At 71.9% G+C, this 13,863-nt stretch carries 16 protein-coding genes; 8 read left to right on the top strand and 8 right to left on the bottom strand.

Annotation, left to right across the window (positions count from 1 at the left end; translation table 11 throughout):
* The 4 genes from Actkin_RS22460 (at position 1) to Actkin_RS22445 (ending at position 2,971) form a co-directional block, all read left to right on the top strand.
* On the top strand, positions 1–693 hold the full coding sequence (locus Actkin_RS22460) for an SRPBCC family protein (protein ID WP_258904165.1): 693 nt from the start codon (positions 1–3) through the stop codon (positions 691–693).
* Between the two features lie 13 nt (positions 694–706).
* The gene (locus Actkin_RS22455) at positions 707–1,504 is read left to right on the top strand and encodes an alpha/beta fold hydrolase (protein WP_189211380.1); all 798 of its coding nucleotides are present in this window, start codon (positions 707–709) and stop codon (positions 1,502–1,504) included.
* 77 nt (positions 1,505–1,581) lie between these two features.
* Positions 1,582–2,559 carry a hypothetical protein gene (locus Actkin_RS22450; protein ID WP_189211379.1) on the top strand — a complete coding sequence of 326 codons (978 nt, stop codon included), beginning with the start codon at positions 1,582–1,584 and terminating at the stop codon, positions 2,557–2,559.
* Positions 2,560–2,584: 25 nt separating this feature from the next.
* Positions 2,585–2,971 (top strand): VOC family protein, encoded by a 387-nt coding sequence (locus Actkin_RS22445; RefSeq protein WP_258904164.1) that lies wholly within the window; start codon positions 2,585–2,587, stop codon positions 2,969–2,971.
* Between the two features lie 43 nt (positions 2,972–3,014).
* Here the strand turns inward: Actkin_RS22445 and Actkin_RS22440 are convergent, their stop codons facing one another.
* From Actkin_RS22440 to Actkin_RS22430, 3 genes are all read right to left on the bottom strand, one after another.
* A complete protein-coding gene (locus tag Actkin_RS22440) occupies positions 3,015–5,678 on the bottom strand; it encodes a cellulose binding domain-containing protein (RefSeq protein WP_258904163.1) in 2,664 nt (887 codons plus the stop codon).
* A 101-nt stretch (positions 5,679–5,779) separates the two neighbouring features.
* Complete coding sequence (locus tag Actkin_RS22435; protein WP_258904162.1) at positions 5,780–6,373, bottom strand: nitroreductase family protein; 594 nt, start codon at positions 6,371–6,373, stop codon at positions 5,780–5,782.
* A gap of 60 nt (positions 6,374–6,433) precedes the next feature.
* Positions 6,434–6,892: a MarR family winged helix-turn-helix transcriptional regulator gene (locus tag Actkin_RS22430; protein ID WP_189211375.1), complete on the bottom strand. Its 459-nt coding sequence runs from the start codon at positions 6,890–6,892 to the stop codon at positions 6,434–6,436.
* A gap of 87 nt (positions 6,893–6,979) precedes the next feature.
* On the opposite strand from Actkin_RS22430, the gene Actkin_RS22425 reads away from it, so the two are divergent.
* Both Actkin_RS22425 and ligD read left to right on the top strand, forming a co-directional pair.
* Positions 6,980–7,540: a YceI family protein gene (locus Actkin_RS22425; protein ID WP_189211374.1), complete on the top strand. Its 561-nt coding sequence runs from the start codon at positions 6,980–6,982 to the stop codon at positions 7,538–7,540.
* A gap of 17 nt (positions 7,541–7,557) precedes the next feature.
* Complete coding sequence (ligD, locus tag Actkin_RS22420) at positions 7,558–8,490, top strand: non-homologous end-joining DNA ligase (protein WP_189211373.1); 933 nt, start codon at positions 7,558–7,560, stop codon at positions 8,488–8,490.
* Here ligD and Actkin_RS22415 read toward each other — a convergent pair.
* From Actkin_RS22415 to Actkin_RS22405, 3 genes are read right to left on the bottom strand one after another with little or no spacing between them, the layout of a single operon-like run.
* Entirely contained in the window at positions 8,473–9,621 is a 1,149-nt protein-coding gene (locus Actkin_RS22415; RefSeq protein WP_258904161.1) for an FAD-dependent oxidoreductase, read from the bottom strand. The two genes, ligD and Actkin_RS22415, sit on opposite strands and share 18 nt — an antisense overlap.
* Positions 9,622–9,669: 48 nt before the next feature.
* Positions 9,670–10,647, bottom strand: coding sequence for an aldo/keto reductase (locus Actkin_RS22410; RefSeq protein WP_258904160.1), 978 nt, complete (start codon positions 10,645–10,647; stop codon positions 9,670–9,672).
* Positions 10,648–10,662: 15 nt separating this feature from the next.
* A complete protein-coding gene (locus Actkin_RS22405; protein ID WP_189211370.1) occupies positions 10,663–11,358 on the bottom strand; it encodes an SDR family NAD(P)-dependent oxidoreductase in 696 nt (231 codons plus the stop codon).
* A 297-nt stretch (positions 11,359–11,655) separates the two neighbouring features.
* Between Actkin_RS22405 and Actkin_RS22400 the strand changes: the two genes are divergently transcribed.
* Complete coding sequence (locus Actkin_RS22400; RefSeq protein ID WP_308425893.1) at positions 11,656–12,078, top strand: cold shock domain-containing protein; 423 nt, start codon at positions 11,656–11,658, stop codon at positions 12,076–12,078.
* The gene (locus Actkin_RS22395; protein ID WP_258904159.1) at positions 12,078–12,236 is read left to right on the top strand and encodes a hypothetical protein; all 159 of its coding nucleotides are present in this window, start codon (positions 12,078–12,080) and stop codon (positions 12,234–12,236) included. The genes Actkin_RS22400 and Actkin_RS22395 overlap by 1 nt, the downstream gene beginning before the upstream one ends.
* Here the strand turns inward: Actkin_RS22395 and Actkin_RS22390 are convergent, their stop codons facing one another.
* Both Actkin_RS22390 and Actkin_RS22385 read right to left on the bottom strand, forming a co-directional pair.
* Positions 12,237–13,451 carry an RNA polymerase sigma factor gene (locus Actkin_RS22390; protein WP_258904158.1) on the bottom strand — a complete coding sequence of 405 codons (1,215 nt, stop codon included), beginning with the start codon at positions 13,449–13,451 and terminating at the stop codon, positions 12,237–12,239.
* The gene (locus Actkin_RS22385) at positions 13,448–13,780 is read right to left on the bottom strand and encodes a YciI family protein (protein WP_189211368.1); all 333 of its coding nucleotides are present in this window, start codon (positions 13,778–13,780) and stop codon (positions 13,448–13,450) included. Before Actkin_RS22385 ends, Actkin_RS22390 begins: the two co-directional genes overlap by 4 nt.
* Positions 13,781–13,863: the final 83 nt, after the last annotated feature.

The following is a 13,863-nucleotide window of genomic DNA, read 5'->3' as shown; positions in this document are numbered from 1 at the left end:
ATGGGACACCGCTTCGAGGACGTCGCCGAGATCGAGACGCCGGCGTCCGTCGAGGACGTCTGGGCCGCCATCACCACCGGACCCGGCGTGCAGTCCTGGTTCCTGGGCCGCACGGAGATCGACGGCGACGCCGTCCGCATGGAGATGGGCGACTACCGGCCGGAATCGCGGGTCACCGCGTACGAGCCCGGGAAGCGCTTCGCCCACCGCGTGCCGGACGCCCCGGACGGGCGGTTCATGGCCTACGAGTACCTGGTCGAGGGCCGCGACCGGGCCAGCACCGTCGTGCGGGTCGTCACCAGCGGCTTCCTCCCCGGCGACGACTGGGCCGACGAGTACGAGGCCATGCTGCAGGGCAACGCCCTCTTCGTGGCGACACTGCGCGAGTACGTCACGCACTTCGCCCCGCGCACGGGCGTCCCGCTCACCCGCTGGGGCGGCGGGCTGGCCGCCTGGGACCGGCTCCCCGACCTGCTCGGCATCGACGGCGACACCGCGCACACCGAGATCGACGGCGTGGGCGTCATCGACGGCGCCGTCTTCCACCGCAACGACCAGACCTTCGGCATCCGCACCGCCGACGCGCTCTACCGCTTCATCCGAGGCATGAACGACAAGCTCATGCTCGGCCACGTCCTGTTCGCCCCCGTCGAGCAGGACTGGGACGGCTGGCTCGGCCGCCACTTCGCCTGAGAGGAACAGACCCATGCCCTTCGCCACCTCAGCAGACGGCACCCGCATCGCCTACACCGCGACGGGTTCCGGACCCGCGCTCGTCCTGGTCGACGGCGCCCTGTGCCACCGGGGCTTCGGCCCGTCGCCCGACCTGGTCAAGGCGTTCTCGTCCGACTTCACCGTCTACGCCTACGACCGCCGGGGCCGGGGCGAGAGCGGCGACACCGCGCCGTACTCCGTGGACAAGGAGATCGACGACATCGCCGCCGTGATCGACGCGGCGGGCGGCGCCGCGGCCGTCCTCGGCCTGTCCTCCGGCGGCGTGCTGGCCCTGGACGCGGCCAACCGGCTCGACAGCATCACCAAGGCGGCCGTCTACGAGTGCCCGTTCATCGTCGACGACACCCACGCCCCGCGCCCGGCGTCCCTGATCGAGGACATGGACGCCATGATCGCGCAGGACCGGCGCGGCGACGCGGTCACGTCGTTCATGCGGATGGTCGGCACCCCCGGATTCGCGGTCATGGTGATGAAGCTCATGCCGATGTGGAAGAAGCTCAAGGCGGTCGCGCCCACGCTGCGTTACGACTACCGGGTCCTCGGCGAGACCGGCTCCGGCAAGCCGCTGCCGCAGGACCGCTGGGCCGATGCCAAGCAGCCCGTCCTGGCCATGGACGGCGGGAAGAGCCCGGACTACCTCCGCAACGCCATGCGCATGCTCGCCGACACCCTGCCCACGGCCGAGCACCGCACTCTGCCGGGCCAGACACACATGGTGAAGCCCGAGATCCTGTCGCCCGTAGTGACCGAGTTCCTGCTCCGGGATTAAGCACAATGGCGGTTGTCCGCGATGATCGTCAGCCGGAACGCTCCGCTCAGGGATTCCCTTGGCACAAGGAGCACTGGATGACAGCACCGGGCACGTTATCCGAGCAGTCCACCGTGGAGCCGAAGGCGACGTCGGCCTTCGTCTCCGGGATCTTCCCGCGCCGCCCCGGCCTGGTGATCGGGTTGAGCGCGCTGGCGGGGTTCCTGCTGACCGTGGTGTGGTCAGCGCGGTTCGTCGACCACACCATCGGGGCGAACGTCGCCAACACCCTGCTCGGCCACGACGCCGCGGCCACCCCCATCGCCGGGATCGGCTCGGGCATCGCATTCGCGTTCGTCACCGGCATCGCGGGCACCTTCACCGCGTGCAACATCGCCGCGTTCGGCGCGGTGGCCCCGATGCTGACCGACTCCAGCACCCGGTGGTCCCGCTTCCGGGCGACGCTGCGGCCGGTCGGCTGGCTCGCGGTGGGCATGGTCGCGATCTCCGCGCCGTACGGCGCGCTGGTCGGGATCATCGGGACGAGCATGCCGCAGTTCGACACCGCGCAGCCCGCGCCGGGCGAGCTGTCCGCGCGCAGCATCCAGTCGATGATCGTGTTCGGGGTCATCGGCCTGATCATGATCTACATCGGGCTGGCGGCGGCGGGCAAGGTACGCGACCCGTTCGCCCGGATCGCCGCGCGCTTCCCCAACGCCCCCATGGTGTTCATGGGCGTGCTGGTCGGCGGGTTCCTCATCGGACGGCCGTACCCGCTGTTCCGCCAGATGTTCCGCGACGCCGCCGAGGCGCACGACCCGCTGTACGGCGCGGCGGCGTTCGTCCTGCAGTCGCTGGGCAACGTGGTGATCATGGCGCTGATCTTCCTGATCCTCGCCTACGGCACCGGCGGCCGACTGCAGCGCTGGCTGGCCGCCGACCCCAGGCGACTGGCCGTGCTGACGGTGTCCGCGCTCATCATCGCGGGCGTGTTCACCGTGATGTACTGGGACATCCGGCTGCTGGCGCGGCGCGACATCATCCCGTGGTACCCGGTCGCACCGTGGGCGCAGTGACGCGCGTTCGGTAGCGTTCCGCGTCATGGCCAGCAAGTTCACCGAGCTCGCGATCGATTGCGCCGATCCCCACGGTCTCGCCCGGTTCTGGTGCGCGGTCCTCGACTACGAGGTGCAGGACGCCGACGACGATGTCGTCACCATCGGCTCGCCTGCCGTGCCGGAGGGGAAGAACCGGGTGGGACCGGTGCCGCCGACGCTGACGTTCGCGCGGGTGCCGGAGGGCAAGACGGTCAAGAACCGGCTCCACATCGACGTCAACCCCACCGACCGGGACCAGGACGACGAGGTCCGCAGGCTGCTCGACCTCGGCGCCCGACCCGCTGACGTCGGGCAGGGCGCGGAGAGCTGGGTGGTCCTCGCCGACCCGGAGGGCAACGAGTTCTGCGTCCTCCGCACCCGCTGCCCCTGACGCACCAGACCCCGCCCACTCAGGTGGGCGGGGTCTCGCTGTCTCAGCCGACGGCGCAAACGGTTCCGTTCAGGCGGAACGCGGTGGGCGCCGGGTTGTCGGACTGCCTGCTGCCGAGGAACCCGAACTCGGCGCTCTGCCCCGGCGCAAGCGTCTTGTTCCAGTCGGCGGCTTTCACCCGGACATCCGGGCCCGTCTGGGTGTAGGAGCCGTTCCACAGCTGGGAGACCCGCTGTCCCGCGGTGAAGCTGTAGTCCAGCGTCCACCCGTCGATGCGGGGCATCGTGTTGTTGGTGACGCGGACCGAGGCCTGGAAGCCGCCGTTCCAGCTTCCGGTGACGGTGTACCGGACAGTGCACTCACCAGGGGGCGGGGGAGTGGTGGTCGTGGTGGTTGTCGTCGTCGTGGTGCTCGTGGGCGGGGTGGTGCCCGCAGCGTCGGTGTAGACGATGCCGCGGCCGTTGGTGCCCAGGTAGACCCGGCCATAGACGCGCGGGTCACCGGTCAGCGCCTCGCCCATGTTGCCGTACTGGTGCCGGTCGTCGTTGATCCGCCGCCAGGTCGCGCCCCTGTCGTCGGACATGAAGACCGCGTCGCGCGTCGAGCCGACCGTGCCGACCAGGAACAGCGCGGGGTAGTCGTGACCCGGTGCGGCCTTGCCGAAGCCGATGTTGCGGGCGCTGGCCACCGAGGAGATCTTCGTGAACGTGGCCCCGGAGTCCGTCGAGCGGAACAGGCCGAGGTCGCCAGCCAGCCAGATGTCGCCCTCGCGGCCCGCGACGGCCTTGAACTTCGCCGACGCGGGCAGGCCGCTCGCCCGCGCGGTGAACGTCGCCCCGCCGTCGGTGCTGGTGTAGAAGGTGCCGTCCTGGAAACCGTAGAACTTCGCCGGGTTCACCCGGTCCGACTCGACGACGGACTGCGCGGGCAGGCCCCGCGCGGCGGTCCACGACGTGCCGAACCCGGTCGAGCGGACCACCTGGCCCTCGCCCGGCGACCACACGAACGCCGTGCCGTCGGCCGAGGCGGCCACCGTGCCGCCGCTGTTGATCCCGCCGGGCTCACTGCCCTGGAACCAGTTGCTCCCGCCGTCGGTGGAGAAGGCGACGTGGCTGTCGTTCGGGCGGTCGGCGTCGGTGAAGTTGCCCGCGCGCACCATGATGTTCGGCGACTTCTCGGCGAAGTCCAGGCTGGTGGTCGAGGTGAAGACGGGCCCGGTGAAGATCATGTCCGGGATGGCGGTCAGGTCGTCGTGCCGGAAGCCGCCGATGTCGCCGAGGGCGCTGACCAGCGGCGCGCCGGACGGCGGGCTGATCAGGTCGAGCACGGCCGTCTCCTCCAGCCCCTTGATGACGGGCTTGATGACCGCCTTGCCGCCGGTGTCCCACGCGGTCAGGTTGTCCGTGCCGTAGATCGTCGCGCCGGTGCCGTAGAGCATGCGGTCGGAGTCGAACGGGTCGATCTCCAGCGCCTCGGTCATCCAGCCCAGCTTCGGCGCGGTCTCCGGCGGGGCCGGGGTGGCGCCGAAGGTCAGCCAGGGCACCTCGGCGATGTCCATCTCGTACCGGAAGCCGCGGTTCGGGTACGACGTGAAGTCCCACGCGCGGGTCCAGGTCGCGCCGCCGTCGGTGCTGCGGAAGATGATGATGTCCGGCCACCAGGAGATCTGGGTGGCCACCATGATCGTGTCGGGGTCCTGCCGGTCGATGGTCAGGCCGCTGTAGCCGAAGTAGGCGTCCGGACTGGACGAGGACACCGGGCTGATCCGGGTCCACGCGCCGGTCGCGGTGTCCAGCTTCCACACGTCGCCCTTGCCGCCGTCGTACGGGCCGCCGGTGTCGCTGGTGGCCAGGTAGAGGAAGCCGTTCTCGTGGTCGAGCACGCCCTTGTGGGCGATGTAGCCGGTCGGCTGGTCCGCGATCCGCTCCCAGGTCGCCCCCGCGTCCGTGCTGCGGTAGACGGTGTTCTCCTTGTCGGCCACGCCCACGTAGATCGTGCGGGTGCGGGCGCCCGGCGTCGCGGAGGACGGGTCGAACGTCACCCAGACGACGCCCTGGATGTCGCTGCCGTAGCCGTTGGGGTCCGACGGGTCGGCCACGTAGTCGCCGGGGTTGGGGAAGGCGGTCACCTCGGCCCAGGTCACGCCGCTGTCGGTGCTGCGCCACAGGCCGTGGCCCGACGGCGCGCCGAGGTAGAGCACGCGGTTGTCGTTGGGGTCGACGGCCAGCCGCTCGCCCATCCCGCGACCGGGCATGTTGCCGCCCAGCTTGAACGGCAAGCGGGACGCCGCCCAGGTCGCGCCCCTGTCGGACGAGCGCAGGACCGCGCCGTTGTTCGGGTCCCACGAGTTGGTGTACATGCCCGCGGCGACGTAGACGTTGTCCGGGTCGACCGGGTCGGTGGCCAGGCTGACCACGCCGTTCCAGCCCCAGTCCGCCCAGCCGACGTGGTCCAGCAGCGGCACCCACCGCTGGGTCGCGGTGTCGAACCGGTACGCGCCGCCGATGTCCGTGCGGGCGTAGACCAGGCCCGGTTCGGTCTGGTTGAACACGATGCCGGGGACGAAGCCGCCGCCGCCGATCTCGACGTTGCGCCATTCGGGTGGCGCCGCGGCAGCGGCCTGCGGGTTCGGGGCGGCGACGCCGAGCGCCACGGCCGTGCCGACGGCCGTCGCGGCCGCCGCCGCCAAGGCGAGGACCTTGCGCACCTGGACCTCCGTTGGTTGGTAGCGCTCCCAGTGGGATCAGCCGGAAGGTAACAGAGATCCGGGCGGATCGGGAGCGCTCCCAGCCACTTCTTCGTAAGCGCTTACCAGCGGTCCCGGTGGACGGCGGGCGTGGGTCGCGCGGCTGGGCGGAACGACGTGCCCAGGTAGTAGGCGGTCGGGATCAGCGCTCCCTGGTGGACGCCGGCGGGCAGGCCGAGCAGGTCGGCGATCTCGCGCTCGTGGGCGAGGTGGGCGGTGGTCCACGCGGTGCCGAGCCCGCGGCTGCGCGCGGCGAGCATGTAGCTCCACACCGACGGCAGCAGCCCGCCCCACAGCGACGCCTGGTTGCCCGGCGGCAGCGGGCCGCCGGTGTCCACACAGGCCAGGACCAGGACCGGCACCCTGGCCAGGTTCTCCGCCAGGTACGCGGCGCTCTCCAGGCTGCGCGACGGCGGCGAGCCGCGGTGCTTGACGGTGAACGCCGAGCGGTAGTAGCCCGCGATGGCCGCCCGGATCGCCGGGTCGGTGATGACGAGCCAGTGCGCCTGCCGGGAGCCGCAGGGCGCCTGCGCGGCCATCGCCAGGCAGGTGTCGATCTCGGACAGCGGGACGTCGCGGCCCAGGTCCAGCCGCCTGCGCACGGTCCGGGTGGTGGTCAGCAGGGCCTCCGGCACGAGCGCGATGTCGGTCGTCATCCCCCGGATGCTGGCACTGCCGTCACAGGGGCCGCATTCTCGATCGTGCTCTGTTGAGTATCAGTCCTCATCTTCGGCGAGCCTGGCCGCGACCCGGTCGGTGATGTCGGTCAGCGCGGCGACCAGCTCGGGGGTCAGCCGGTCGAACAGGTACTCGCGGACGGTCTCCACGTGCCGGGGCGCGGCGGCCTCGATGGTGGTGCGACCCTGCGGGGTCAGCGCCACGAAGGCGCCGCGGCGGTCGTTGGGGCACTCCTGGCGGTCGATGAGGCCCCGGGCGCGCATGCGGTTGAGCTGGTGGGACAGCCTGCTCTTCTCCCACTCCAGCTTCTCGGCCAGGGCGAGCACGCGCGTGCGCCCGCCCGCGACCTCGCTCAGCTCGACGAGCACGGCGAAGTCGGCCAGCGACAGGCCCGAGTCGTCCTGCAACTGCCGGTTGAGCCGGGCGGTCAGCCGGGCCTGCATGTGCAGGTACCCGCGCCAGGCCCGCTGCTCGTCGTCGTCCAGCCACCGTGTCATGGGAAACAGTCTACCCGGAATAGTTGACGCGTCATCTATGTTGAGGGCAGTATCCCAGTTGCGTCATCAACCAACCCGGAGGACATCATGACCACCGCAACCACCGACTTCACCACTCTGACCGGCGACTACACGATCGACACCGCGCACAGCCGCGTCGGCTTCGTCGCCCGGCACGCGATGGTGACCAAGGTCCGCGGCGCGTTCAACGAGTTCGAGGGCACCGCGACCATCGACGGCGCCGCGCCGGAGAAGTCGAGCGTCGCGCTGACCATCCAGGTCGCCAGCATCGACACCCGCAACGGCCAGCGCGACGACCACCTGCGCAACAACGACTTCCTCGACGTCGCCACGTACCCCACCATCACCTTCGCCTCGACCGCCATCAAGCACCTCGGCGGCGTCGACTTCGAGGTGACCGGCGACCTCACCGTCAAGGGCGTCACCCAGCAGGTGACGTTCCCGCTGGAGTTCACCGGCAGCGCCACCGACCCCTTCGGCAACGCCCGGATCGGCTTCGAGGGCTCGGTCGTCATCAACCGCAAGGACTACGGCGTGACCTGGAACGTCGCCCTGGAGACCGGGGGCGTGCTGGTCAGCGAGAAGATCACCCTGGAGTTCGAGATCTCGGCGATCAAGAACGCCTGAGCATTACTGTCGGGTCCATGGCCAAGGCTGTGGAGGTGGAGGTGGGCCCGCACACCGTGCGGGTCTCCAACCCCGACCGCGTCTACTTCCCCGAGAGCGGGGCGACCAAGCTCGACCTGGTCGAGTACTACCTCGGGGTCGGTGACGGCATCGTGCGGGCGCTGCGCGAGCGCCCGTGCATGCTGCACCGCTTCCCCGAGGGGGTCGCCGGGGAGAAGGTCCACCAGAAGCGCGTCCCGCACGGCGCCCCGCCGTGGCTGGAGACCGTGCGGCTGCACTTCCCCCGCTACAACCGCCACGCCGACGAACTGTGCGTGACGAAGCTGGCGGACGTCATCTGGGCGGTCCAGATGTCGACTGTGGAGTTCCACCCGTGGAACTCCCGCCGCGCCGACACCGAGCGCCCCGACGAGTGGCGCATCGACCTCGACCCGATGCCCGACTGTCCCTTCTCGACGGTGCGCAGGGTCGCGGGCGTGGTCCGCGAGGTGCTCGACGAGCTGGGCGTCACCGGGTACCCGAAGACCTCGGGCGGGCGCGGCCTGCACGTCTACGTGCGGATCACGCCGTCATGGGGCTTCTCCGACGTGCGGCGCGCCGCGCTGGCGTTCGCCCGCGAGGTGGAGCGGCGCGCCCCCGACGACGTGACGACGACGTGGTGGCGCAAGGACCGCGACCCGCGCGCGCTGTTCGTCGACTACAACCAGAACGCGCGCGACCACACGATCGCCAGCGCGTACTCCGTGCGCGGGGTCCCCGGCGCGACGGTCTCGACGCCCGTCACCTGGGACGAGATCCCCGACGTGGACCCGCGCGAGTTCACCATCGCCACCGTGCCCGCCCGCTTCGCGGAGCTGGGCGACCTGCACGCGGGCATCGACGACACCGCGTTCTCGCTCCAGCCGCTGCTGGAGTGGGCCGACCGGGACGGGCTACCCGACGATGCTTGACGCCGTGCCCGCCATGGCCTTGCGCACAACCGTCGGCCCGCCGGGAAGGTCGGCGACGCCCAGCAGGCGGTTGCGCAGGCTGATCTTCCAGCGGCTCTCCGGCAGCATCCACCGCGCCGCCCTGCGGCCCGAGCGCTGCTTGGCCTCGGCGAACGGCCGCATCCGCGCCTCGTATGCGGGCAGCGCGCGCGGCACGTCCGCCTTCGCCAGCTCGCCCGCCAGCACCCACGCCGCCGCCATGGCCAGCGACGCGCCCTGGCCCGCCATCAGCGAGACCGCGTGCGCGGCGTCGCCGATGAGGACCGTGCGGCCGCGGTGCCAGCTGGGGAGCTCGATCTGGGCGACGGTGTCGTAGTACGGGTCGTCGGGGCAGTGGTCCAGCGCCCGGTCGACCAACTCGCCCATGCCCGCGAACCGGGCTTTGAGCAGCGCGCGCGGGTTGTCGGTGAGCGGGGCGTCCGTGGCGTGCACGAACATCGTCGCCAGGTGGCCGCCCGCCGGGTAGAGGCCCGCCTGGCGGTTGGGCTGGGCGACGATCCGGAACCGGTCGCCGACGGCGTCGGCCAGGTCCGGGTCGGTGAGCAGGTAGGACGCGGTGTGGTAGCCGAGCGGGCGGAGGAACGCGCGCTCGGGGCCGAAGGTCAGCTCGCGGACGCGCGAGTGGATGCCGTCCGCGCCGACGACCAGGTCCGCATCGACCGGGCTGCCGTCGGTGAGGGTGTCGGCGTCGGCCAGCGACGTGCCGTAGCGGATGTCGAGGTCGGGGACGGCCTCGCGCAGGACCCGGTCGAGGTCGCCGCGCATCAGGCTGATCAGGCGGCCGTCGAGCGCGGCGCGCATCGACGCGTAGCTGACGCCGCCGCGCGGCTCGCCGTCCGCAGTGGTGTAGCGCAGGGCGGTGATGCCCGCGTCGGCCGCCACGATCCGGTCGATCAGGCCCATGCGCTCGGCGATGTCGTAGCCCGAGCCGAAGAAATCCATCATGTAGCCGTCGGGGCGCGGGCCCGGGGCGCGCTCGACGACCGTCACCTCCCAGTCGGCCCGGCGCAGCCACCAGGCCAGGGTCAGTCCCGCGATCCCGGCGCCGCAGATCAGGGCGCGCATGGCGCTCACCTCCGTCAATTTGGGCATCTGACCAAATTGTCGCACAGCCGCGACGGCGGGCCGCCGTCGCGTCCGTCACCAGCGGTCGTGCACCAGGGGGCGGACTAGGTCGTCGTAGACCGCGCGGACCGTGGCGTGGGCGTCGTCGGACAGCCGGGGCAGGCTGCCGACCGAGGTGTTGGCGTGCGCCTGCCCGGGGTTGCGCGCGCCCGGGATCACCACGCTCACCCCCGGCTGGTCGGCGATCCAGCGCAGGGCGAACTGCGCCATAGTCCAGCCGTCCGGCACGGCGGCCCTGAGCCGCGACACCGCCTCCAGCCCGACGTCGTAGGGCACGCCGGAGAAGGTCTCGCCGACGTCGAACGCCTCGCCGTGGCGGTTGTAGGTGCGGTGGTCGTCCTGGGCGAAGGTCGTGCCGGCGGTGTAGCGGCCGGACAGCAGGCCCGACGCCAGCGGCACCCGGGCGATGACGCCGACGCCCGCGTCCGCCGCCGCGGGCAGCACCCGCTCCAGCGGCTTGAGGCGCAGGCAGTTGAGGATGATCTGCACGGTCGCCACACCGGGGCGGGCGATGGCGGTCAGCGCCTGCTCGCAGGTCTCGACGCTGACCCCGTACGCGGCGATCGCCTGCTTCTCCACGAGCGCGTCGAGCGCGTCGAAGACGGCGTCGTCGGCGTAGACCGGGGTCGGCGGGCAGTGCAGCTGCACGAGGTCGAGGGTGTCCATGCCCAGGTTGCGGCGGGAGCGGTCGACCCAGGCGGTGAAGTTGGCCGCGGTGTAGTTCTCCGGCGTCTGCTCGACCCGGCGGCCCATCTTGGTGGCGACGGTGACGCCGTCGCGTTCCGCGCGGAAGCGGCCGACGAGCGTCTCGCTGCGGCCGTCGCCGTAGACGTCGGCGGTGTCGAAGAAGGTGACGCCGTCGTCCGCGGCGGCGTGCAGGACGGCCATCGCGTCGGCCTCGTCCACCTCGCCCCAGTCGGCGCCGAGCTGCCAGCAGCCCAGCCCGATGACGCCCGTGGTGCGGTTCAGTCGGTCAATGTTCCTGGTCTCCACGATTCAGATCGTAGGTCACCACGGGATGCGCTTCCGGTCGCGGAAGAAGCCGCCGGAGGGTCCGCTGGGCGGCAGGAGGGCCGCCCAGACGACGGTGTCGGCGCCCTGGGCGGGGGAGAGCGGGGCGGCGGGGCCGCCCATGTCGGTGCGCACCCAGCCAGGGCAGACGGCGTTGACCTTGACGGTGCTCGGCACGGCGGCGGCGAGCGCGATGGTCAACGCGTTGAGCGCGGCCTTGGCGACCCCGTACGCGGGCGGGGACGGCACGTTGTCGGTCACCGCGCCCGCGCCGGAGGACACGTTGACCACCCGGCCCCAGCCGCGGTCGACCATGCCCGGCATCAACTCCCGGCACAGCCGGTACGCGCCGAGCAGCGTCACCTGCAGCGTCTCCTCGAACACCGCCTCCGGGATGGCGAACACCGGATGCGTCGGGTAGACGCCAGCGTTGTTGACCAGCACGTCGACGCTGGTGCCGTCGGCCGCGAGCCCCTCCACCAGCCGCTGCACGCTCCGCGCGTCGGCCACGTCGACCCCCACCGCCCGCACCCGGTGCCCCGCCCGCCCCAACGCCGCCGCCGCGACCCGCCCCCGCTCCAGGTCCCGGGCGCCGAGCAGGACGTTGAGGCCGGTCTCGGCCAATCTGCGCGCCACCTCGTACCCGATCCCCCGATTCCCCCCGGTCACGAGCGCGGTGCGGGCGGTGCTCACGCTGTCGTCCCCCTTCGGAATCGACTCAGTCCATTAGTGCACGCCGGTCCGACAGTTTTCAAGATCGGAACGGAGGTAGTGACCGGTTGCCCACGGCGCCGCGTCCGTAACGCCGCGACGCTGCGCCGAACGGGCGAACCCGCCGCGGATCACCCGGTCGCGCCCGACGCCACCACCTGCCCGGAGTCCGTTCTCCGTCCACAAGCGCCGGGGGATCGGCTCCGCCACCGGGCGTGATCGTCCACAGGTGACAGCGCTAGGATGGGGGTGCTGGAAGTTGGCTGATGGGTGTGGGGTGTGGCTGTGGTCCGGGGCAAGGTCATCCGGTTCGACGACGTCCGCGGGTATGGGTTCGTGCTGCCCGAGACCGGTGGGGAAGACGTGTTCCTGCACGTCAACGACATCACCTTCGACAAGCGCAAGCTCGTCCCCGGCGCGGTCGTGGAGTTCGTGATCGAGGAGGGGGAGCGCGGGCTCAAGGCCTCCGACGTCAGCCTCGTCTCCGGTCGGGCCACGGAGTACACCAGTGATCCGGCCTTCGCCGACGACGGGGACTTCGCCGACCTGCTCTCCGTCCGGGAGTTCCGCGACGAGGTCACCGAGGCGCTGCTGTCGGGCGTGCCGACGCTGACCGCCGAGCAGGTGGTGCGCGTGCGGCAGACGGTCGTCGGGATCGCCAGGGCGCACGGGTGGTTGGACGCCGAGGCGCGCGAGGCCTGATGGGGCTGCCGCGCAAGCCGGTCCGCAGGCTGTTCCGGTTCGTCTTCCGGCTGATCGGCGCCGCTATCGCGACGAGCCTTGACCTGGAGCGCCCGGAGCGGCCGGAGTCGCGGTCCCGGCCCGCGCGGCGGATCGCGTTCGAGGCGCGCCGCCGCTGATCACCCGAGCTCGCCGAGCCGGGCGCGCAGGAAGTCGCGCTCGGTCTCGTTGTCGGTCAACGCCAACGCGGCCTCGTAGGACGCCCGCGCCTCATCGACCCGGTGCAGCCTGCGCAACAAGTCCGCCTTGACCGCGTGCAGGTAGCGGTATCCCGACAACCGCTCCGACAGCGGCTCCACCTCGGCCAGCGCCGCCTCCGGGCCCGCCACCCGGTCCGTCGCCACCGCCCGGTTCAGGGCCACCACCGGCGTCGGCCACACCTTCAGCAGCGCGTCGTACAGCGTCCTGATCTGCGGCCAGTCCGTCTCCTCCGCGCTCGGCGCGGTCGCGTGCAGCGCGGCGATGGCGGCCTGCAGCGTGAAGCGTCCCGGCGATCCGCGCCGCAGCGCCCACACGATCAGTTCGTCGCCCTCGTCGATGGCGGCGCGGTCCCACCGCGCGCGGTCCTGGTCGGCCAGCAGCGTCAGCCCGGACTCCGACGCGCGGGTCGCCCTGCGGGCGTCGGTGACCAGGAGCAGGGCCAGCAGACCGGCGACCTCCGGCTCGTCGGGCATCAGCGCGCGCAGCATCCGGGCGAGATCGATCGAGCGCTCCACCAGGTCCGCGCGCACCAGCTCCGCGCCGGACGGGGCCGTGTGCCCGGTGGTGAAGAGCAGGTGCACCACGGTCAGCACGGAGTCCAACCGGTCGGGCAGCGCCGCGGCCGACGGGACCTCGTAGCGCACGCCCGCCGCCGCGACGCGCTTCTTCGCGCGGGTCAGCCGCGCCGCCATGGTCGGCTCGCTGACCAGCAGCGCCTTGGCGATGTCCGGCGTCGCCACCCCGCACACCAGCCGCAGCGTCAGCGCGACCTGGGCCTCCTGGGCCAGCACCGGGTGGCAGCAGGTGAAGACCAGCCGCAGCCGGTCGTCGGGGATCTCGTCGGCAGCGACCGGCTCGTCGTCCTCCGGCTCCAACAGCAGGTGCAGCTTCGTGCGGAGCGTCCGGTCCCGCCGCAGCGCGTCCAGCGCCTTGCGCCGCGCGGTGGTCGTCAGCCAGGCGCCGGGCTTGGCGGGGACGCCGTCGCGCTCCCATGCCTCCAGCGCGGACAGATAGGCGTCCTGCACGCACTCCTCGGCCAGGTCGAGGTCGCGGGTCAGCCGGGCGGTCGCGGCGACCACCATCGCCCACTCCGCGCGGTGGGCGTCGGCGAGGGCGCGCTCGGCCGGGGTCACTCCCCGAGGATCGGGCGGACCTCGACGCCGCCGCGCCAGGTCGACGGGCACAGCCGGGCGATCTCCAGCGCGTGGTCGCGGTCGCGCGCCTCCAGCACGAAGAACCCGGCCAGCACCTCCTTGGTCTCGGCGAACGGCCCGTCGGTCACCACGGTGCCCTTCACCGACACCGCCTCGGTGCTAGCGTCCAGCGCCGCGGCGGCGACGATGGTCCCGCCCAGCTCGCCGATCCGGTCGCCGTAGGCCATGTGGGCGGCGATCTCCTCCTCCGGCACGTCGGCGGGGTCGCCCGGGGTCGGGCTGTAGAGCAGGACGGCGTACTGCGGCATGGGGTTCCTCCAAGTGGGTGCAGGGCCACTCCTACCGCGAGCGGCACCCGGTGGCAACTTGTCCCGGTCTATCTTGTTCGCCA

The organism is Actinokineospora sp. UTMC 2448 (assembly GCF_024760565.1).
Classification (GTDB): domain Bacteria; phylum Actinomycetota; class Actinomycetes; order Mycobacteriales; family Pseudonocardiaceae; genus Actinokineospora; species Actinokineospora fastidiosa.
Note: the sequence above shows the minus strand (reverse complement) of the source record. Positions and strands in the feature narration are given on the sequence as shown.

Coding starts and splice junctions, on each gene's coding strand:
- Actkin_RS22385 (WP_189211368.1), bottom strand. CDS start 13,780: ATGCCGCAGTACGCCGTCCTGCTCTACAGCCCGACCCCGGGCGACCCC.
- Actkin_RS22425 (WP_189211374.1), top strand. CDS start 6,980: ATGACCACCGCAACCACCGACTTCACCACTCTGACCGGCGACTACACG.
- Actkin_RS22460 (WP_258904165.1), top strand. CDS start 1: ATGGGACACCGCTTCGAGGACGTCGCCGAGATCGAGACGCCGGCGTCC.
- Actkin_RS22445 (WP_258904164.1), top strand. CDS start 2,585: ATGGCCAGCAAGTTCACCGAGCTCGCGATCGATTGCGCCGATCCCCAC.
- Actkin_RS22430 (WP_189211375.1), bottom strand. CDS start 6,892: ATGACACGGTGGCTGGACGACGACGAGCAGCGGGCCTGGCGCGGGTAC.
- Actkin_RS22455 (WP_189211380.1), top strand. CDS start 707: ATGCCCTTCGCCACCTCAGCAGACGGCACCCGCATCGCCTACACCGCG.
- ligD (WP_189211373.1), top strand. CDS start 7,558: ATGGCCAAGGCTGTGGAGGTGGAGGTGGGCCCGCACACCGTGCGGGTC.
- Actkin_RS22415 (WP_258904161.1), bottom strand. CDS start 9,621: ATGCCCAAATTGACGGAGGTGAGCGCCATGCGCGCCCTGATCTGCGGC.
- Actkin_RS22395 (WP_258904159.1), top strand. CDS start 12,078: ATGGGGCTGCCGCGCAAGCCGGTCCGCAGGCTGTTCCGGTTCGTCTTC.
- Actkin_RS22435 (WP_258904162.1), bottom strand. CDS start 6,373: ATGACGACCGACATCGCGCTCGTGCCGGAGGCCCTGCTGACCACCACC.
- Actkin_RS22450 (WP_189211379.1), top strand. CDS start 1,582: ATGACAGCACCGGGCACGTTATCCGAGCAGTCCACCGTGGAGCCGAAG.